Source organism: Rhodococcoides navarretei (assembly GCF_038069675.1).
Classification (GTDB): Bacteria; Actinomycetota; Actinomycetes; order Mycobacteriales; family Mycobacteriaceae; genus Rhodococcoides; species Rhodococcoides navarretei.
In genome coordinates, this window is sequence record NZ_JBBPCN010000001.1 from 753,745 (window position 1) to 772,607 (window position 18,863).

Genomic DNA, 18,863 nt, shown 5'->3' on the forward strand with positions numbered 1-18,863 from the left:
TTACATGTACGGTGATCGATGTGACTCGACCAACTGTCTTCATCTCAGGCGCTGCAGCCGGCATCGGCCGCGCAACTGCTCTCAAGTTCGCTGCCAACGGCTACCTCGTCGGTGCGTACGACATCGACGAGACCGGCTTGGCATCGCTCGGCAAGGAAGCTGCTTCGCTCAGCGGCCGCGTGGTCACCGGCACCTTGGATGTAACCGACTCCGACCAGTGGGAAACCCGGTTGAAGGAGTTCGTCGGTGAGGGTGACGGTCGACTCGACATTCTGATCAACAACGCCGGAATTCTCGCCGCGGGTGCCTTCGAGGACATGCCGCTGTCGGTGCACCGTCGTCAGATCGACATCAACTTCAACGGCGTCATCTACGGCACTCACGCCGCCTTCCCGTATTTGAGGGACACGGCCGGTGCTCAGGTCGTCAACCTGTGCTCGGCGTCGGCCATCTACGGTCAGCCCGAGTTGGTGACCTACGGCGCGTCCAAGTTCGCGGTGCGCGGCATCACCGAGGCATTGGATCTCGAGTGGAGCAAGTACGACATCGCGGTCAAGGCCATGTGGCCGCTGTTCGTCCAGACGGCGATGACCCAGGGTGTCTCGACGGGCACGACGAGCTCGTTGGGTATCAAGCTCACCGTCAAGGATGTGTCCGACGCGATCTTCGACGCGACCCGTCCGGTGAAGCGTCGGTTGCACAAGGTGCATTTCCCGGTCGGCCTGCCGTCCAAGGCGCTCTCGCTCGGGTCACGATTCTCGCCCGCTTGGCTCACTCGTGAGGTCAACCGGCGCCTGAGCCACACCTAGAACCTCTCGCCGAACGATGCCGGCGGTGCGCCGGTATCGTCGGTCGTCGGAGTGATCGGTGTCGGAAGGTGGGTCGGGGTTTTTTCATGCTGAGTACGTGGGGTTCGAGCAGAGCACGGCACATGGGTAGGTTTCGAGCCTGGTTGGTGGTGATCGGGGCCGGTACGGCGCTCGTTCTCACCGGGTGCAGCAGTGAGTCCGCTGCCCAGCCCCCGTCGCCTGCGTCGGCCACCACCCTCGCGCCGACAACCACGACGGCAACCACCACCCCCGCGCCGGTGACGACCACGGAAGCGCTCCCGCCGCCACCGCCTCCGGTCGAGCCTCCGCCGCCCACCGCGGAACCGCAGACGACGTACGCCCCCATCGGCGGCGCGTACTACTTCAGTTCTCCCGACGGTCTGTTCCAGTGCGGCATCGTGCCGCTGTCCACTCGCACCGAAGCCGGGTGCCAGGGCACCACCACTCCGGTTCCGCCGAAGCCCGAGGATTGCATGATCAACTGGGGCAACGGAATTCGTGTCACCAACGACGGTCCGGCGGCGTTCATGTGCTCCGGCGGCGTGGTGTACACCTCGGGTGGGGACACGATCGATCCACCGCTCGCGGTGGGTGCGACCATCGCCGGAAACGGGTTCACCTGCACGTCCGCCGAGAACGGCATCTCGTGCGTCGACGATGCGACCGGACACGGCTTCCGCATCGCACCGGACAGCAACGAAGTCTATTGAGCGGCGACAGCAACTCTGTGCCGGAGGACGCGGGACCCACCGAGTGGGGCGAGCACCCCCACGGTGTCGGACCGTGGGCCGACACCCACGCAGAACCGCCACCCGACGATCCGCGGTTGGATCCGGAACTGCTCGCCGGCGGTGACCGCCGCAACGTCGTCGACGCATATCGCTACTGGCGACGCGAGGCGATCGTCGCCGACATCGACACCCGACGGCATTCGCTGCACGTGGCCATCGAGAACTTCACCAACGACGCCAACATCGGCACGGTGGTGCGCACCGCGAATGCCTTCGCGGCACAGGCGGTACACATCGTCGGGCGGCGTCGATGGAACCGTCGCGGCGCGATGGTCACCGATCGTTACCAGCACATCCATCACCACGATTCGGTGGAGGAACTGATGGCGTTCGCGGCGGACGCGGGCCTCGTGGTCGTTGCCGTCGACAACACCCCCGGGTCGGTGCCGATCGAGACGGCGGAGTTGCCGCGCCATTGCTTGCTGCTCTTCGGCCAGGAAGGACCGGGCGTCACCGACAGTGCCCGCGACTCGGCGTCGATGACGGTATCGATCGCCCAATTCGGTTCCACTCGCAGCATCAATGCCGGTGTTGCCGCCGGAATTGCCATGCACTCGTGGATTCGGCGGCACGCGGACCTGGGCGCTGCGTGGTGAGCCCGCATCGATTCCGGGCGGGATGTAACGAATCGGCAACGGTAGTGGCAGGATTGTCCGTATGCAAGAGTTGTGGTCGCAGCGTGCGGACGCTGCGGAGGGGGCCGTCGTCGCACGGCACATGCGTCGGCTGTGGGGGCTACCGGGTACGACGTTGGGTGTCGTCGCCTGGCCACCGATTCGCAAGGAACGGGCGTTCCTACGCTGGCACTACTGGTGGCAGGCCCACCTGCTCGACTGCGCGGTCGACGCCGCAGATCGCGACCTCACGGCCAAGCGCCGTCGGCGATTGAACAAGATCACCCGAGCGCACCGAACCCGCAACGTCACCGGCTGGACCAACAACTACTACGACGACATGGCGTGGCTCGGGTTGGCGCTCGAACGCGCGCAGCGGCAGCACTTCGTCGGCAATCGCGGCGGCATCCAGCAGATCGAGACGGAGTTGTTCGACGCCTGGGCCCCGGCCGAGGGTGGCGGCATTCCGTGGCGCAAGAAGTCCGACTTCTACAACGCACCCACCAACGGTCCGGCCGCGATCATGCTGGCGCGTACCGGTCGGTTGTGGCGTGCCCAGGAGATGGCCGACTGGATGGACCGCACCCTCAAAGACGAGCGCACGGGGCTGATTCTCGACGGGATGCACTCCACCCGCGCACTCGTCGACGCCGGAAAGCCCGGTGAGATGGAACGCGCCGTATACAGCTACTGCCAAGGCGTCACGTTGGGCCTCGAGACCGAACTCGCCGTTCGACTCGGTGAACCCAGGCACGCCGAGCGAGTCCATGCTCTGGTCGACGCCGTCGACAATCACCTGACCCGCAACCTCGTCATCACCGGCGGCGGTGGGGGAGACGGCGGCCTGTTCAACCCCATCCTCGCGCGTTACCTGGCGATGGTCGCGGTGGAGTTACCCGGAGACTCGGACGCGGACGACCGTGCACGCGAACTTGCCGCGGCGATCGTGCTGAACTCGGCCGAGGCCGCATGGGAGAACCGCCTCGAAGTGGAGGACAACCCGCTGTTCGGAGCCGACTGGAACCGCGAAGCGCGATTCCCCGGGCAAGGACTGCACATTGCCACGTTCACCGAGGGAACCGTCCGACCGTCCGATGTGCCCGAGCGCGACCTCTCTGTGCAACTCGGTGGCTGGATGCTCATGGAAGCGGCCTACCGCGTCGCAGCTGCCGGCTTCTAGAACAGCCGGATACCCGGACCGCCTACTCGAGTACCTCTTCGACCTCGATGGTCTCTTCGGGTCGCGCCATTTCCTTGCGGTACTGCCAGATACCGAGTCCGGTTCCGACGACCAGCAGCACGACCATGCTGATCAGGACGGCGGGCATCAGCCACGGGATTCCCTGGATGAACGAGCCGAAGTAGAACCCGATCAGCAGCAGCACCGGAGCCCAGATGATGGCACCGAGGGTGCTGGCGATCGTGTACTTGCGGTGATCCATCTTCGCGGCACCCGCGACCAGCGGGCACAGGGTGCGCACCCAGGGAATCCATCGCGCGACCAGCACCGCCCAGAAGCCGTGCTTCTCGAGCAGGAGATTGACCTTGTGCAGGTTCTTGGTGTTGAGGTACTTGCCGTTCTTGCGGGCCACCAGCGTCGAGCCGGTTCGGTGACCGATCGAGTACCCCACCTGGTTGCCTGCGATGGCAGCGACCATCGCACCGAGCGACAGCGCCCAGATGTGACCGGTGCCCGACGCATGGGTCGCCATCACGATTCCGGCCGTGATCAGCATCGAATCCCCGGGCAGGAACAACCCGATGATCACCGCGCATTCGATGAACACGAACGTCATCACGATGATCCACACGACGAGCGGGCCTGCCGTCTCCAGCGGACCGAAACTGCCGACCGCCTGAACGGACACGCTCGGCAGCGCAGTGGTAATCGACGACATGGACTCGATCACTTTCGGAAGATCTCGATCAGGACTTGGTTTCCGGGGAGTGTGCCTCGATCACGTCGGTGGCCTCCCCGAGTGGAGTCTTGCGGGCCTTGACCATGCGCTTGCCGACCTCGATGACGATCGGGAGGACGGAGACGGCGACGATGAGGAGGAAAATGATGTCGACGTGGTCACGGATGAAGGCGATCTGCCCGAGCAGGTACCCCAGCACCGTCACGCCCGCGCCCCAGAGGACGCCGCCGACGACGTTGTAGGTCAGGAACAGCGAGTACTTCATGTGCGACGCACCGGCGACGACCGGCGCGAACGTGCGCACGATCGGCACGAAGCGGGCCAGGATGATGGTGATCGGGCCGTGCTTCTCGAAGAATATGTGCGATTCGTCGATGTACCTCTTCTTGAAGAATCGCGAATCGTTGCTCTTGAAGAGGGCAGCGCCACCCTTCGTGCCGATGAGATAGCCGACCTGATCGCCGAGGATGGCCGCGATCGGGATCAGGATGACGAGAGTCCAGATGGACGCGAACGGCTCGATCTCGGTGGACTTCGAGGCCGCGATCAACCCCGCCGTGAACAGCAGGGAATCGCCCGGGAGCAGCGGGAAGAGCAACCCCGACTCGATGAAGACCACCAGCAGCAGCCCGATCAACACCCAATGACCGAAGGAGTTGAGCAGGTTCACCGGGTCGAGGAATCCGGGCAACAAAGCCAGGTTCGTCGTCATCGTGTCCGAGGCAGCTAGGAGACTCACCGCGCCCACACTACCGGCCGAAACTCGTAAGTCCTGAACAGATGATGAGGTGCGGCTGTGAATGCGATGGCGTGTTCTCCCAGCGGAACGACCTCGGGGATGCGGGAGTGGAGCCAGCGGAACGACCTCGGGGAAGCGGGTACGCACGACACCGAGCCCGGGGGTTGCCATACTGCACTGGACACAATCGAACTTTTCAATGGAGGAATGACGCCGTGCCTATCGCAACTCCCGAGGTCTACGCCGAGATGCTGGGCCGGGCGAAGGAACACAAGTTCGCCTTTCCGGCAATCAACTGTGTGGGTTCCGAGTCCATCAACGCCGCCATCAAGGGCTTCGCCGACGCGGGTAGCGACGGCATCATTCAGTTCTCGACCGGCGGAGCCGAGTTCGGATCCGGACTCGGTATCAAGAGCATGGTCACGGGCGCTGTCGCACTCGCCGAGTTCGCGCACGTCGTAGCCGCCGAGTACGACGTCACCATCGCTCTGCACACCGACCACTGCCCCAAGGACAAGCTGGACACCTACGTGCGTCCGCTTCTCGCGATCTCGCAGGAACGCGTCGACGCCGGCAAGAACCCGCTGTTCCAGTCGCACATGTGGGACGGCTCGGCCGTTCCGATCGACGAGAACCTGGAGATCGCCAAGGACCTGCTGGCCCGCGCGGCGGCGGCGAAGATCATCCTGGAGATCGAAATCGGTGTCGTCGGCGGCGAGGAAGACGGCGTCGAGGCCGAGATCAACGACAAGCTGTACACGTCGAACGAGGACTTCCTCAAGACCGTCGAGGCCCTCGGTGCCGGCGACGCCGGCTCGCGCTACCTGCTGGCGGCGACGTTCGGCAACGTGCACGGCGTCTACAAGCCGGGCAACGTCAAGCTGAAGCCGTCGGTGCTGGCAGACGGCCAGCGGGTCGCGTCGGAGAAGCTGGGTCTGGCCTCGGGTTCCAAGCCGTTCGACTTCGTCTTCCACGGCGGATCCGGCTCGGCGAAGAGCGAGATCGAAGAGGCGCTGGAATACGGAACGGTGAAGATGAACGTCGACACCGACACCCAGTACGCGTTCAGCCGCCCCATCGCCGGACACTTCTTCTCCAACTACGACGGCGTGCTCAAAATCGACGGCGAGGTCGGAAACAAGAAGGCCTACGACCCGCGCAGTTACCTCAAGAAGGCAGAGGCCGGCATGACGGCCCGCGTCGTCGAGGCCTGCAACGATCTCAAGTCCGCAGGTCGCAGCGTTTCCGCGGGATAGAGCGGCTTCGCCGCATGTGCACGGAACTTCGTAGCCCACTACGAAGTTCCGCTCACATGCAGCGTCAGCTGCACACCTTCCACTGATCGCCTTCGAGGCGCAGGTCGAAGGTGCGCGGCGATCGATCGTTCGGGTTGGCATCGGTGTGCGCGATCACCTGGGCGATCGCGGTGTTGTCGTCGCCGACCTGGATGGCGTCGATGCTGTCGAGGGTCGGTATGTTGCCCTGCTCCAGCGAGACTCGATGAACGTCGGCGAATTCGGCGTCCGGGATGTCTCGGTAGAAGGCCGCCAGATCACCGCACGAGGTGCTGCGTAGCGTCGCGAGGTCGCCGCCGGCCAGTGCTCGGGTGAACGTCTCGACGGTCGTCCTGATCCGGGCCTCAGGGGAGTCCTCGACGCTCGTGCGGTCGATCAGCACGTACGCACCGGCGGCCACTGCCGCGATCACGACAACAGCACCTATCAGCGCTGCCCACCACTTCTTGTGACTCGGCTTGCCGGACTCTGTCGGCGACGGCCCGACGCGCTGGGGACCGACCTGCTTGGGCCCGGCCTGCTGCGGCTCGATCTTGCGCGGGCCGACCGGCTGCGGCACAGCTGCAGGCGCTTTCTTCTCCGGCGCAACAGCTTTCGCCGGAGTGTCCGACGGGTTTCGCGGCGGGATGCGACGCGGTGCAGCGGTCGGCCTCGCGGATGGTTCCACAGGCGATTGTGCGGTCGGCTCGGTTCCCCGGTCCGTGGTGGCGTCGGCAGGCACCGCGTCCATCTTCTCGGTTGCCGCGTCCTCGGCAGGGGTTCCTGCGGTCTGGTCGGCTTGTTTCTTCTTGCCCAGATCGATCTTCTCGGTGGCTGCGTCGACCTCGGAGGGCGCCTTCTTCTTCTCGTCCGGCATGCGTTCTCCCTCGTTCACCGAATTCTTCCGAAAACCCACATGTTCTCGATTTCGTCAGCTGGCAGCCTATCGACCGTGTCTGCGGCCCAGCGCGAGCGTTCCGGGGGTGTTCGGACACGATTCGGTGACGTAGGGGCACAATGAGCGCCATGACTTCTTTCGGTGATCTGCTCGGACCCCAACCCACACTGTTGCCCGGCGACGACGAGGCCGAATCCGCGCTGCTGAACCACGAGGCTCCCGAAACGGTCGCGGCTGCACATCCGACGGCGTCCATTGCGTGGGCCTATCTGGCCGAGGCCGCGCTCGAGTCGGGTGCCACCATCACTGCGTACGCCTACGCGCGTACCGGCTACCACCGAGGCCTGGACCAGTTGCGTCGTAATGGATGGAAGGGATTCGGGCCGGTCCCGTACAGCCATGAGCCCAACCGCGGATTCCTCCGATGCGTCGCAGTCCTCGCCAAAGCGGCCCGCGACATCAACGAGCACGACGAGTACGCCCGCTGCCTCGACCTCCTCGAAGACTGTGACCCCAAGGCAGCAGAAGCGCTCGGCCTGGGCTGATCGAACCCGCGCCAGCCGGGCGCGGGGCCGGACCCGGCTGAATTCCGGTAGCGCACGACTGAAGTTGTCGCTGCTGCCCATCGTTCAGTGCGCTTTGGCCGCCGGTGTGGCGTGGTTCGTCGCGACGGACATCGTCGGTCACGAGAGCCCGTTCTTCGCACCGATCGCCGCTGTCGTCTCGCTCGGCGTCTCGCTCGGCGCACGGTTGCGTCGGTCGGCCGAACTCGTCGCCGGAGTGACTGTGGGCATCGGCGTCGGAGATCTGCTCATCTCGCTGATCGGCAGTGGGCCGTGGCAGATCGCGCTGGTGGTCGTGTTGGCCATGTCGGCTGCGGTGTTCCTCGACGGCGGGCCGATCATCGCGATGCAGGCCGGATCGTCCGCCGTGCTGGTGGCCACCCTGATCCCGCCGGGCAACATGGGCGGACCCAACCGCATGGTCGACGCATTGGTCGGCGGTCTGGTGGGCATCGCGATCGTGGCGTTGATCCCGACGCATCCGGTATGGCGTGCGCGCAAGGATGCTGCGAGCGTCCTGGCTACGGCCGCGAGTGTGTTGCAGAAGGTGGCCGACGGTTTGGTGGCGAACGATCCCAAACCGATCGAGGAGGCGTTGCGCAAGGCGCGTGCGACGCAATCGGGTATCGATGCTCTGCGGACCGACCTCAAGGGCGGCCGGGAGATCGCGCGAATTTCTCCGATGTACTGGAATCACCGCAATCGTCTCGCGGCGCTCGCGGCGACGGCAGATCCGATCGACAACGCCGTCCGCAACATCCGCGTGCTCGCGCGACGGTCGCTGACGTTGGTGCGCGACGACGAGATCCTCGATCCGCGCGTCGTCGACGAGGTGGAGAAGTTGGCGCATGCGGTCGAGGTGCTGCGGCAGATGATTCTCGCCGACCCGGGGCAGAAGCCGGATGCGGCAGAGGCGGCACGAGTGTTGCGATCGGTTGCGGCCGGTGCCAAGCCGGAGCTGATCTCGAACGCCGGTCTGTCGGCGACGGTGGTCCTGGCGCAGCTGCGGTCGATCATCGTCGACCTACTGCAGGTCGCGGGCCTCAAGCGTATTTCCGCGTTGGCGACGCTGCCGCCGACGGTGAAGCACCCGCACGTCCCGCCGGAGTTGTGACCCGGACACACCATTGCATATATGCGTATGTACGCATATGGTGACTTCCGGAAGTCGACATCGGTCACCAGGGGGAGTCATGGGCGCGGGCCACGGGCACAGTCACGGCGTGGGCGGTCACTCGCCCGCAGGTGCGGGGCCGCCCCGATCCCGCGTGCGCAAGATGGTCATCGCGCTGGCGATTCTGGTGGTGTTCCTCGTCGTCGAGGCCACCGTCGCCGTGGCAATCGGCTCGCTCGGCCTGCTGGCCGATGCTGGCCACATGCTCACCGATGTACTCGGCATGTCGATGGGTCTGATCGCCCTGATGCTCGCCCGCAAGGGAAGTGCCGTAGCGGCAAGAACATTCGGCTGGCATCGGGCAGAGGTATTGACGGCCATCGCGAATGCCGTTCTGCTGCTCGGCGTTGCGGCATTCATCATGTACGAGGCGATCTCGCGCATCGGTGATGCACCCGAAATTCCTGGCGTGCCACTCATTCTCACCGCGTCGGCCGGTCTCGCCGCCAATATCGTCGTCATGCTGCTCATTCGCGGTGACGCCAAGGATTCCCTGGCCGTCCGCGGTGCATACATGGAAGTTCTGGCCGATGCGGTCGGCAGTGTCGGTGTGCTCGTGGCCGGCGTGCTGATGGTCGTGTTCGGGTGGACCTGGGCAGACATCGTCGTCGGCGTTCTGATCTCCCTCTGGGTGATCCCGCGTGCAATCAAGCTCGCCGGCTCGGCGCTGCGCATTCTCACGCAGGCGAGTCCGGCGGACGTCGACGTGGACGCGTTGACCGGCGACTTGAGCGCTCTACCGGGGGTGACGGGAGTTCACGACCTGCACGTGTGGACGCTGACCACCGGAATGGACGTGGCCACAGTGCACCTCGAGTGCGAGGGGTCGTCGTCGATGGTGCTCGACCGAGCCAGGTCGTTGCTGTCCACCTACGGCCTCGACCACGCCACGGTGCAGGTCGAACCGGCGGCTCACGGGCGGACCTGCAAAGAAGAGCTCACCTGGTGACGGTGCGCACCGCGGAGCCCGGACGCCACACGTCGATCTGCATGTGATCGTCCACCAGCGATGTCAGCACGACCTCGGTGATGTCGAGGTCGAACACGTGATACGGCACCAGCTCGCCCGGTGATGCGTCGAATATCGGTTGCAGCACAGCAGGATCGGTGATCTCGACTGCGCGTCCGCCGATCTTTGCATCTCCGCCCTCCATTGAATGGTGCCCCGGGTTGCTGTGCAGCGCGAACCGGCCGTCGCGCTGAAGATCCCGCGCTTTGACGGCCCCGAGCATCGAACCGAGGCGCAGCACGCCGCCGGCGTCGAACTCCACCTCGGTTCCGCTCACGCGCGGTGAGCCGTCTGCTCTCAGTGTCGCGAGAACATGGTGCTTGTTGGCGGTGAATCTGGCGTGTACCGCCGAGGCCAGGTTCGGGGCGGCTGTCGAGAACTCGTTCCACGTCGTCATGGCGGAATTATGCGACCCGGTACCGACATGTCGGGAAACACTGCACACTACTTCTCCGGATCGACGGAATCCCGTCGATCGCGGTCGAAATCGTGCAGTCCTTCCCGGTGCGCCAGAACAGTTACAGCCAGAACCGCATCAGGTAGTTGCCGTTGCCGGCGAAGAACTCGGGCACACCGGACAGCCCGAACAGGGTATCGATGGCCCCGAAGAACGCGGAGTTGACTGCGGGCACGAACAGCAGCGCGACGAGAACGAGGATTCCGTAACCCTTGAACTGGTTCAGCGATGCGCGGGTGGCAGGTGAGAGCGAGGGCTCGAGTGCGGCGTATCCATCGAGTCCCGGTACCGGAATCAGGTTCAGGATCGTGGCCATGATCTGCAGGAACGCCAGGAAGCTGAGCCCGTACCAGAAGGCCTGATGGGTGCCGTCGGTGCCGAACATGCGAATGACGATCAGGAGAATCACGGCGAGAACGGCATTGGCGAACGGTCCGGCGAGGGCGATGCGCCGCTGCGTCGACGCGGAGAACTGACCGGTCCGCAGGTACACGGCACCGCCGGGCAGCCCGATCCCGCCGATCGCGATGAACAACACCGGCAGCACGATCGAGAGCAACGGGTGGGTGTACTTCAGCGGGTTGAGCGTCAGGTAGCCGCGGAGCTCGACTTCCCGGTCGCCGGCCCGAAAAGCGGTGTACGCGTGACCGAACTCGTGCAGGCACACCGAGGCGATCCAGCCGGCGAGAACCAATACGAACACACCGAGGCGTGCGGTGACGGATGTGACGTCCTCGGCCGTCCACGCGAGGGCACCGCCCACTCCGGCGACGGCGAGAACGGCCACGAACACCGGGCTGGGCAGCACGGGACTGCGGCGCAACGGAACGGTCATCGGACCAGCAACCACTCCTGGTGGTGACGGTAGAACGTCGACCTCTTCACTGTTCTGTCGCCGGCGACGCCGTCGCGCATCAGGTCTGCGGCGGGGGAGCCGAGCTGCATCGCGCGTCCGCTCACCCAGCGGCGAGGTAGCAGGCGTCGACGGCTGATCACGCGCGCACGCAGACCCGGCAGCTCAGGAGTCGGTGCCACCTCGACGCCGGGTACGACCCCGGAGAACAAGCGAGTGTCGTCGACGTAGGCCTCGCCCTCGAGTTCCTCACCGCCCGCGCCGCCGAGGAACGCTCGACCGACGACGGCCTTGCCCGCGTCGTCGCGAATGAGGGGCGTGCTCGACGCTTTCCCGGTCAGCGCGACTTTCGCGGCGCGGGATCCGGTGCCGAGCTTGTAGATGTGAGCTGCGTTGGTCGCGGTGTCCGGCACGAACGCGACCTCGACGTGGAGGCGATCGGTGCGCATCAGTCTGGTCAGCACAGCAGCCAGCGAGGCGTCGTCGCCCAGCACGATGATGCGGGGTGCGGGAGCGTCTTCGATGTCGGCGAAGATCGCGCTGCAGTCGTCGTCGGTCGGTACGGCATCGGCGTTGCGCAACGGGACGTCGGTCAGCGTGATCGGCAGCGGCGGGTTACCGCAGTGCAGAACGAACGGTGTCACGGCGCTCCTAGATCTTCGGTGAACCCTCGAACGACCATAGTGCCCTCGTTTCGGCTCCACCGTAGCGGCATGCGGGCCAGCTCACCGCCTCGGCTAGACTGTTCTCCCGGCCACTGTCGCGCCTGCGACAAATGGTGACTGCTGCGTTCGACCGAGCAAAACTTGCAGCACGTCCTCGCACGAAAGCAACGTAGGAGAGCACATGCCGGCGATAGTCCTGATCGGCGCCCAGTGGGGCGACGAGGGCAAAGGCAAGGCCACCGACCTTTTCGGTGAGCGCCTCCAGTGGGTAGTTCGCTACCAGGGCGGCAACAACGCCGGCCACACCGTGGTTCTGCCGAACGGCGACAAGTTCGCACTGCACCTGATTCCGTCGGGAATCCTCACCCCGGGCGTGAAGAACGTCATCGGCAACGGCGTCGTCGTCGATCCCGGTGTGCTGCTCACCGAGCTCGACGGACTCGAGAAGCGCGACGTCGATACCACGAACCTGCTGCTCAGTGCCGATGCGCACCTGATCATGCCGTACCACGTGGCCATCGACAAGGTGACCGAGCGTTTCCTCGGTGCCAAGAAGATCGGCACCACCGGCCGCGGCATCGGGCCCTGCTACCAGGACAAGATCGCCCGCGTCGGAGTCCGAGCCGCCGATGTGCTCGACGAGAAGATTTTGACCCAAAAGGTCGAAGCCGCTCTGGAATTCAAGAATCAGGTGCTCTCGAAGATCTACAACCGGCGTGCGTTGGATTCGCAGCAGGTCGTCGACGAGGTGCTCGAGCAAGCAGAGGGTTTCAAGCACCGCATCACCGACACCAGGCTGCAGCTCAACCTGGCGCTCGAGCGCGGCGAGACCATTCTTCTCGAGGGATCGCAGGGCACGCTGCTCGACGTCGATCACGGCACCTACCCGTACGTCACGTCCTCGAATCCGACGGCCGGCGGTGCATCGGTCGGTTCGGGTATCGGCCCCAACAAGATCGGGACCGTCCTCGGCATCCTGAAGGCCTACACGACGCGTGTCGGTTCGGGACCGTTCCCGACGGAGTTGTTCGACAATCACGGTGAGTACCTGGCCAAGCAGGGCGGCGAGGTGGGTGTCACCACCGGTCGCGGCCGTCGCACAGGGTGGTTCGATGCCGTCATCGCGCGATACGCCACCCGCGTCAACGGCATCACCGATTACTTCCTGACGAAGCTCGACGTGCTGTCGAGCCTGGACACGGTCCCCATCTGTGTCGCGTACGACGTGGACGGCGTGCGACACGACGAGATGCCGATGACGCAGACCGGTTTCCATCACGCGAAGCCGATCTACGAAGAGATGCCCGGTTGGTGGGAAGACATCTCCGGTGCCCGTACGTTCGAGGAACTGCCGATCAACGCGCAGAACTACGTCCTGCGTCTCGAGGAGCTCTCGGGTGCGTACATGTCGTGCATCGGCGTGGGACCGGGACGCGACGAAACCATCGTTCGCCGGGACATTCTGCGGTAGGCAGTCCGGTCGAGATCGAAGCCCCGAGGCATGCAGCCTCGGGGCTTTTTTCGTGCCATGGGTACTCGAGCGGAACTCGTCCCGAAAAGAAGTCGGAAACAATCTGCAGGGCGTTGAACTGCGGTCCCCGCACAGACCCGCCGCTCTTCCATCCCCCCTTTTTCGGTCGAGGATGTCGGTAAACAGGCCGTTTACGTGCCTATCGCTGCTTTACAGTTGTACCTTATGTGTAAACGCAGAGTCCGAAAAGTGCGGTTTAAAAGTCTCCTGGACTTTTACTCTCACATGGGTAACGGGCCAGCTGGTCTTGGCGAAACAATGAGCATCGCACCAGTTGCGGAGGCCCATGTTTCGGCCGACCGACCCGCACCGGGTCACCCCCTCACCGGCCTGTTCTCGAAGGCCTACGAAGAAAGCAGAACGTACATGAACAAGGCAACCAAGGGTGCAGTAGCGGCAGGGGCGGCGGCTGTCCTGCTGCTCGGCGGTTTGGGATCGCTTGCTGTGTGGAACGACAGCGAGACTCTCGGTGGTGGAACGATTACTTCGGGAGACCTCAGCCTCGAGCTCGTTCCGGGCTCGGTCGCATGGGTCGACGCTTCGGACGACGTCAACGGTGGCGTGGATTTGCCGATCGCGGATATTGCGGCGTTCCGCATCGTTCCCGGCGACGTTGTTGCCTACACGGCCCAGTTCAACATCGAGGCCGAGGGCAACAATCTGACGGCCAACCTCACCGCAGACACCAGCAGCGTTGTTGCCGGACCGGGCTCGGCCGAGTTGCTCGACGCGATTACCACCTCGGTCACCGCAGAGGGCGCGACCAGCGGCCCACTCCCGACAACCGGCGATGGTTCAGCAGTGATCAGCGCACCGAACACCGCTGCCGAGAATCAGTTGCTCACGGTACGAGTCGAGTTCGAGTTCGCTGAGGGCACCGATGGATTGACGGCACAGAACCAGAGCATAGATCTCGCGGCCTTCACTCTCGATCTGACGCAGATCCGTCCGCTCGTTCCCTGAGTCCTGGTTCCTTTGAAGCACGGTCGATACTGGGCGCTGGCAGCCGCGTCCGTCCTTGTGGTGAGCTTCGGCTCGGCACAGGTGACGGGCGCGCTGTGGCGCGATGAAGAGGTGATCGGGGGCGGCACCATCACCTCGGGCACCTTGGACATCAAGCTGGGCCCGGAGGGGTCAGCCGAGGTCGCCGACTTCGTCATCCCGGGGCTCGGTAACGACGCCCTCACGCCCAACGGTTTCGCACAAGCGCCACTGCTGATTCGCAACAACGGAAGCACCCCATTCGTCTTCCGGTTGCAGAGCACCACCGTGAACGGACCTTTGCCCTTCGTGCTCACGGCGAGCACCGTCGCCAACGTAGAGGCATGCCCAGCCACCGGTGCGCCGACCGGCGCTTCGGTCCTGTACACCGGCAACGCCGCAGGTGCTCAGATACCGACCGCACCCGCAGCCCGCCCCCTCGCTCCCGGATCGAACGAGGTGTGGTGCTTTCGTCTCACCACCTCCGATCAACCACCTCAGAGCGCATCCTCGACAGTGACGTTCTCCTTCCGAGCGGATCAGGCATGACCAACGACGACACCGACGTCATCCCGGTCGTTCCGCCGCGCGAGGAGACCGACGAACACACGGGCGTCTGGTGGTGGATGAGCCGCATTGTGTCGTACACGCTGCTGGCCGCGATGGTTCTGATTCTTCTGGCCACCGTGGTGGTTCCGCGAGTCACCGGGTCCACTCCGTACACCGTCCTGACTCAGTCGATGGAGCCGACGTATCCGCCCGGCAGTCTGATCGTCGTGCGTCCCGTCGATCCCAGCGAACTCGCCATCGGAACTCCGATCACCTACCAAATACGTTCGGGCGAGCCCGAAGTGGTGACACACCGTATTGTCGCGACCCGGCAGAGCGGAGCGGGTGAGCTCACTTTCGTCACGCGCGGCGACAACAACGGTGCCGACGACGAGAACCCGGTGCAGGTGGGGCAGATCCGAGGCGAGGTCTGGTATTCGGTTCCGTACATGGGCTACGTCAACAACTGGCTCAACGGCGAGCAGCGCAAGATCACGGTCGCGGTCATCGTCATAGGCCTGTTCGGCTATGCACTGGTGATGTTCGTCGGAGCCGGCGTGGATCGTTACCGGAGCCGGAAGGAGCAGGCGCGGTGAAGCACAGCACGTTCGTAGCCTGCACCGCAGCTTTCGCCGGCATCGCGGTCGTTCTGCTGATAGGTGCCGGTCCGTCGCAAGCGGCGCAGACGGTGAAATACAGCGACGATGGCAAGCGATGGGGCACTGACTTCACAAGCCCGTTGTTCGACAAGGACATTCGGTGGGTTCCGCAGGACTCTCGCAGTTCGCAATTTCATGTGTTCAACGACACCGACACCGACGGGCGGTTGTGGGTGTCTCTCGACAGTGACAATCCGGCATTCGTTCGTGCTCTCGATGTTTCGATCGGTGACGCCGTGACCGAGTCGTGCGCGCTGACCGTCGTCCCTGCTGGGGAGAAGAAACGTATCGAGGTGGTCGTAACGATGTCCGGAGCAGCCGGCAATGACACCCGAACCTCAACCGCGCGAATCGATCTGGTTCTGCAGTGGGATAACAGCATGAGCGACGTGTGCCCGGAGCTGTCGGGTGCACGGATGAATATGGAAGGGGCGCAGCCGTGATGTCGCGTCACAAAGACTCAGTCGGTGCGAAGACGGTTCTTCGCCGAATCGGCCTCGCGCTCATCAGCGCCCGCGCGCGGGCCATCATGTCGATCGGCATTGTTCTCGGCCTCGGCGCGGTGGGAACCCTTGCTGCATGGTCGGATTCGGCAACAGCGACGTCGGGGACGTTCACAACGGGGCGGATCGATATCAAGTTGGGCGCTGACCCAGCGGTGGACAACGACCCGTCGGCCTTCACTACTACGATGAAGAAGGTTGATCTTTTTCCGAACGACACGCGTTCAGCGAACTTGATCGTCTCGAACTCTGGAAGTGTTGGATTCACCTATTCGATCCAGGCCGCTGTCACTAGCACCACGGGATTGGGCGCACTTCTCAACTCCTCGGTCTACCTGGGTTCTGCCGACGGTACGAACACCGGATGCAGCGGTGCGCTGCTGTCTACAGTGACCGGACTTTCCACACCGCAAACGTTTTCGCATCAAGATCGACCGATCACGGGCCAAGGCACCACGCTTCCACTGCCTCCTCCCGTGACCGAGAATCTTTGCTTCGTTGTGAAGATGGTCGGTGCTACGCCGTCGACTCCTGCAACCGGCACCATCACGTATACCCTCACTGCGACGTCGAGCTAGTCATGTCGGATACTCCCGATGGCGCTGCGCCCACTGCTACTCTCCGATCTCGAGGTCGGCTCTATCGCGAAATCGTCCTCAGCATGGGGGCATTGGCCGGGTTGATCTGCGTGTCGTTCGCGCTCGCGGCGGTGTTTTTCGGAATTACTCCGCTGATCTTCCGTTCCGGGTCCATGGCCCCGGCCATCGACACGGGCGCTCTGGCGCTGAGCAAGACGACCCCCGCAACCGACATCCAAGTCGGCGACATCGTCAAGGTCACCAACGCGTCGGGAGCAGGAATCACTCACCGGGTGGTCGAGATCGGGGCGGTAGGATCCGACAGTGCACAGCTGTTCCTGAAGGGGGACGCGAACGCCGAACCAGATGCCGAGAGTTACGTGGTGTCCGAAGCCGATCGTGTGTTCTTCAGCGTCGGGAAACTGGGCTACGCGGTCACCTGGCTCAGCGGGCCCGTTGCAGTGTTCCTCGGCGGCATCGCCGTGGGCGCACTTCTGATGACCGCGTTCGGCTTTCGGAGGTCTGCAGGAGAGCCTGCTGTGGGACCCGCGGGACCGCCTGACGACGAGGATGGATCCGAGCAATCGCAGAGCGGGCGGCACAGTGCCCCGAGGCGGGGAGCGTCCACCCTCAGCGTGGTGCTGGCGCTGACGGCAATCTCGGCGGTGGGCATCAGTGCCTCGAACACTCCGACAACCCTTGCTGCGGGTCAAGATACGGCAACGGCCCTCAGTGGCGCCATCACCACGGCGCTGCCGATTCCAGCACCGTTGTCGCTGACGTGTATGAATGCCGAGCGGGGGCTTCTCGGTGCTATTCGCTTCGTGAATCTCACCTTCCCATCACGGGGGGCGCAGTACACCTATCAGTTGACATTGAAGAAGGCCGGTGAGAATAACCGTGAGTTCGCGGTAGCAGGGACCGCTGCTACCGGTGTAGTCATAACTCAAGCAGTAGAAAACGGGGCCCTTCTGGAATTGCTCCCGCTGCCGCTTGCGCCGGTGCTCGACGGTGTCTACACCGCATCGATCCGAACCAAATCGGGCACCAGGTTTTCGCAGCCGAGTCCCACCGTGAACATAACCATGAGCAACGGTCTACTCCTCGGCTTGGCTGCCAGTGCGCGGTGCGGAGGCACCGCTGCCGCCGCCCGCAGCGCCCCGCAGGCCATCGTTCCCGAGGCGACCACTCCGTCCGCCACGACACCCACCCCCACGACTCTGGCACCGGAGTCCACCACGGCGCCCGGTACGACGGATCCGTCGGTCACCGAGGAGTCACCGGCTCCACCGCCGGTCGAGGTTCCGCCGACCACGACTACCCCGTCGACCACCACCGACACCCCTGCCGCCGCCCCGGCACCAGCACCGGAAGAGACCACAACCACCCCGCCGGCTCCCGTGGCCTTGTCCACCCCGCAGACCTCGCCGTCGGGCACGTCGACTGCCCAGGTCGTCGACATCGACGGCTCTCCGACTCTGCAGATCGTCGACACCACCGGGGCAGTTCAGTACAGCGCTCCCGCCTTGTCCAGTGAGGCGTACGGCTACGGCGTCAATTGGTCGGCTGGGGATCAGCTGTGGCTACTCGGTCCGGATCAGCTCGTTCGTCTCGACGGCAGCGGCGGTTCGTGGTCCCGGTCGGTGGTCGATCCGACGGCAACGGATCAGATTCCGTCGGAGATTCTCGCGCTGTTGAATTAGCGAACTCTTACATATATGTCCGAATCGAACTGCGCATCTGGCCGTCTTTGTGGATAATCGAGTCCAGGTAAAGCGACGGAAGGTCGGGCTATGACTGACAATTACAACGGATTGGAAGTTTTCAGCTACCAATTTGATCGCTTCGCTTACGAACATCCCTGGATCGGTGCTCAGTCCGGTGAATTCATGCTCGGTCCCGAGGGCGGGGGAATGCTCGAATTCGCGCACGCGACCGTGTTCGCCCTTCCCGAGGGTGGAGCCCATGAAGTGCACGGCCCCATTCTCGATTGGTACCTCGGTCACGGGGGACCCTATGGCGCACTTGGCTATCCGATCAGCAACGAGCGCCCGACACCCACCGGCTCCGGTCGATACAACCTCTTTCAGCGCGGAGCCATCGGGTGGTTGCCCGGTGTCGGCGCTTTCACGATCGGCGGTAGTGCGGAGGAAACGGACGTCAGTCCCGGGCCGGAAGCGGCTTTGGTATCGACGGTCGGCAGCTCCATCCCATCTTTCGAGATATCGGCATAAATTACATTCCCCGTCCCCGTTTTTGGCGGTCTATTCAAACCG

At 64.2% G+C, this 18,863-nt stretch carries 22 protein-coding genes; 16 read left to right on the forward strand and 6 right to left on the reverse strand.

The window, feature by feature from the left end; translation table 11 throughout:
• The first annotated feature begins 20 nt into the window (after positions 1–20).
• The 4 genes from AABD04_RS03685 (at position 21) to AABD04_RS03700 (ending at position 3,415) form a co-directional block, all read left to right on the forward strand.
• Positions 21–809, forward strand: coding sequence for an SDR family oxidoreductase (locus tag AABD04_RS03685; RefSeq protein WP_243594558.1), 789 nt, complete (start codon positions 21–23; stop codon positions 807–809).
• 86 nt (positions 810–895) lie between these two features.
• On the forward strand, positions 896–1,540 hold the full coding sequence (locus AABD04_RS03690) for a DUF6636 domain-containing protein (RefSeq protein WP_341440257.1): 645 nt from the start codon (positions 896–898) through the stop codon (positions 1,538–1,540).
• Entirely contained in the window at positions 1,537–2,217 is a 681-nt protein-coding gene (locus AABD04_RS03695; protein WP_335742587.1) for a TrmH family RNA methyltransferase, read from the forward strand. The genes AABD04_RS03690 and AABD04_RS03695 overlap by 4 nt, the downstream gene beginning before the upstream one ends.
• A 61-nt stretch (positions 2,218–2,278) precedes the next feature.
• Entirely contained in the window at positions 2,279–3,415 is a 1,137-nt protein-coding gene (locus tag AABD04_RS03700) for a glycoside hydrolase family 76 protein (protein ID WP_341440258.1), read from the forward strand.
• A gap of 22 nt (positions 3,416–3,437) precedes the next feature.
• On the opposite strand, the gene AABD04_RS03705 is transcribed toward AABD04_RS03700, so the two are convergent.
• Together AABD04_RS03705 and AABD04_RS03710 are read right to left on the reverse strand one after the other, a co-directional pair.
• A complete protein-coding gene (locus AABD04_RS03705) occupies positions 3,438–4,133 on the reverse strand; it encodes a DedA family protein (protein WP_243594554.1) in 696 nt (231 codons plus the stop codon).
• A 28-nt stretch (positions 4,134–4,161) separates the two neighbouring features.
• Positions 4,162–4,866 carry a VTT domain-containing protein gene (locus AABD04_RS03710; RefSeq protein ID WP_341442944.1) on the reverse strand — a complete coding sequence of 235 codons (705 nt, stop codon included), beginning with the start codon at positions 4,864–4,866 and terminating at the stop codon, positions 4,162–4,164.
• Between the two features lie 242 nt (positions 4,867–5,108).
• Here AABD04_RS03710 and fbaA point away from each other — a divergent pair, with 242 nt between their 5' ends.
• A complete protein-coding gene (fbaA, locus tag AABD04_RS03715) occupies positions 5,109–6,149 on the forward strand; it encodes a class II fructose-bisphosphate aldolase (RefSeq protein ID WP_243594553.1) in 1,041 nt (346 codons plus the stop codon).
• Positions 6,150–6,213: 64 nt separating this feature from the next.
• On the opposite strand, the gene AABD04_RS03720 is transcribed toward fbaA, so the two are convergent.
• Complete coding sequence (locus AABD04_RS03720) at positions 6,214–7,044, reverse strand: Rv0361 family membrane protein (protein ID WP_341440259.1); 831 nt, start codon at positions 7,042–7,044, stop codon at positions 6,214–6,216.
• A 149-nt stretch (positions 7,045–7,193) separates the two neighbouring features.
• Here AABD04_RS03720 and AABD04_RS03725 point away from each other — a divergent pair, with 149 nt between their 5' ends.
• The 3 genes from AABD04_RS03725 (at position 7,194) to AABD04_RS03735 (ending at position 9,751) form a co-directional block, all read left to right on the forward strand.
• Positions 7,194–7,610: a DUF3151 domain-containing protein gene (locus AABD04_RS03725; RefSeq protein WP_032397398.1), complete on the forward strand. Its 417-nt coding sequence runs from the start codon at positions 7,194–7,196 to the stop codon at positions 7,608–7,610.
• A 64-nt stretch (positions 7,611–7,674) separates the two neighbouring features.
• Entirely contained in the window at positions 7,675–8,742 is a 1,068-nt protein-coding gene (locus AABD04_RS03730; RefSeq protein ID WP_423228207.1) for an FUSC family protein, read from the forward strand.
• A gap of 79 nt (positions 8,743–8,821) precedes the next feature.
• A complete protein-coding gene (locus tag AABD04_RS03735) occupies positions 8,822–9,751 on the forward strand; it encodes a cation diffusion facilitator family transporter (protein WP_243608637.1) in 930 nt (309 codons plus the stop codon).
• Here AABD04_RS03735 and AABD04_RS03740 read toward each other — a convergent pair.
• The 3 genes from AABD04_RS03740 to AABD04_RS03750 form a co-directional block, all read right to left on the reverse strand.
• Positions 9,741–10,208 (reverse strand): pyridoxamine 5'-phosphate oxidase family protein, encoded by a 468-nt coding sequence (locus tag AABD04_RS03740; RefSeq protein ID WP_243594550.1) that lies wholly within the window; start codon positions 10,206–10,208, stop codon positions 9,741–9,743. The two genes, AABD04_RS03735 and AABD04_RS03740, sit on opposite strands and share 11 nt — an antisense overlap.
• Before the next feature lie 121 nt (positions 10,209–10,329).
• Entirely contained in the window at positions 10,330–11,103 is a 774-nt protein-coding gene (locus tag AABD04_RS03745; RefSeq protein ID WP_341440261.1) for a site-2 protease family protein, read from the reverse strand.
• On the reverse strand, positions 11,100–11,765 hold the full coding sequence (locus AABD04_RS03750) for a hypothetical protein (protein WP_243594548.1): 666 nt from the start codon (positions 11,763–11,765) through the stop codon (positions 11,100–11,102). The genes AABD04_RS03745 and AABD04_RS03750 overlap by 4 nt, the downstream gene beginning before the upstream one ends.
• Positions 11,766–11,967: 202 nt before the next feature.
• On the opposite strand from AABD04_RS03750, the gene AABD04_RS03755 reads away from it, so the two are divergent.
• The 8 genes from AABD04_RS03755 (at position 11,968) to AABD04_RS03790 (ending at position 18,821) form a co-directional block, all read left to right on the forward strand.
• Positions 11,968–13,257 carry an adenylosuccinate synthase gene (locus AABD04_RS03755; RefSeq protein WP_243594547.1) on the forward strand — a complete coding sequence of 430 codons (1,290 nt, stop codon included), beginning with the start codon at positions 11,968–11,970 and terminating at the stop codon, positions 13,255–13,257.
• Between the two features lie 318 nt (positions 13,258–13,575).
• The gene (locus tag AABD04_RS03760) at positions 13,576–14,280 is read left to right on the forward strand and encodes an alternate-type signal peptide domain-containing protein (RefSeq protein WP_341440262.1); all 705 of its coding nucleotides are present in this window, start codon (positions 13,576–13,578) and stop codon (positions 14,278–14,280) included.
• A gap of 12 nt (positions 14,281–14,292) precedes the next feature.
• Entirely contained in the window at positions 14,293–14,847 is a 555-nt protein-coding gene (locus AABD04_RS03765; RefSeq protein WP_341440263.1) for a hypothetical protein, read from the forward strand.
• Complete coding sequence (locus tag AABD04_RS03770; RefSeq protein ID WP_341440264.1) at positions 14,844–15,443, forward strand: signal peptidase I; 600 nt, start codon at positions 14,844–14,846, stop codon at positions 15,441–15,443. The genes AABD04_RS03765 and AABD04_RS03770 overlap by 4 nt, the downstream gene beginning before the upstream one ends.
• Positions 15,440–15,949 (forward strand): hypothetical protein, encoded by a 510-nt coding sequence (locus AABD04_RS03775; RefSeq protein WP_341440265.1) that lies wholly within the window; start codon positions 15,440–15,442, stop codon positions 15,947–15,949. Before AABD04_RS03770 ends, AABD04_RS03775 begins: the two co-directional genes overlap by 4 nt.
• Positions 15,949–16,587, forward strand: coding sequence for a SipW-dependent-type signal peptide-containing protein (locus AABD04_RS03780; RefSeq protein WP_341442946.1), 639 nt, complete (start codon positions 15,949–15,951; stop codon positions 16,585–16,587). The genes AABD04_RS03775 and AABD04_RS03780 overlap by 1 nt, the downstream gene beginning before the upstream one ends.
• Positions 16,588–16,670: 83 nt before the next feature.
• A complete protein-coding gene (locus tag AABD04_RS03785) occupies positions 16,671–18,290 on the forward strand; it encodes a signal peptidase I (protein ID WP_341440266.1) in 1,620 nt (539 codons plus the stop codon).
• Positions 18,291–18,380: 90 nt separating this feature from the next.
• Positions 18,381–18,821: an LGFP repeat-containing protein gene (locus AABD04_RS03790; protein WP_341440267.1), complete on the forward strand. Its 441-nt coding sequence runs from the start codon at positions 18,381–18,383 to the stop codon at positions 18,819–18,821.
• Positions 18,822–18,863: the final 42 nt, after the last annotated feature.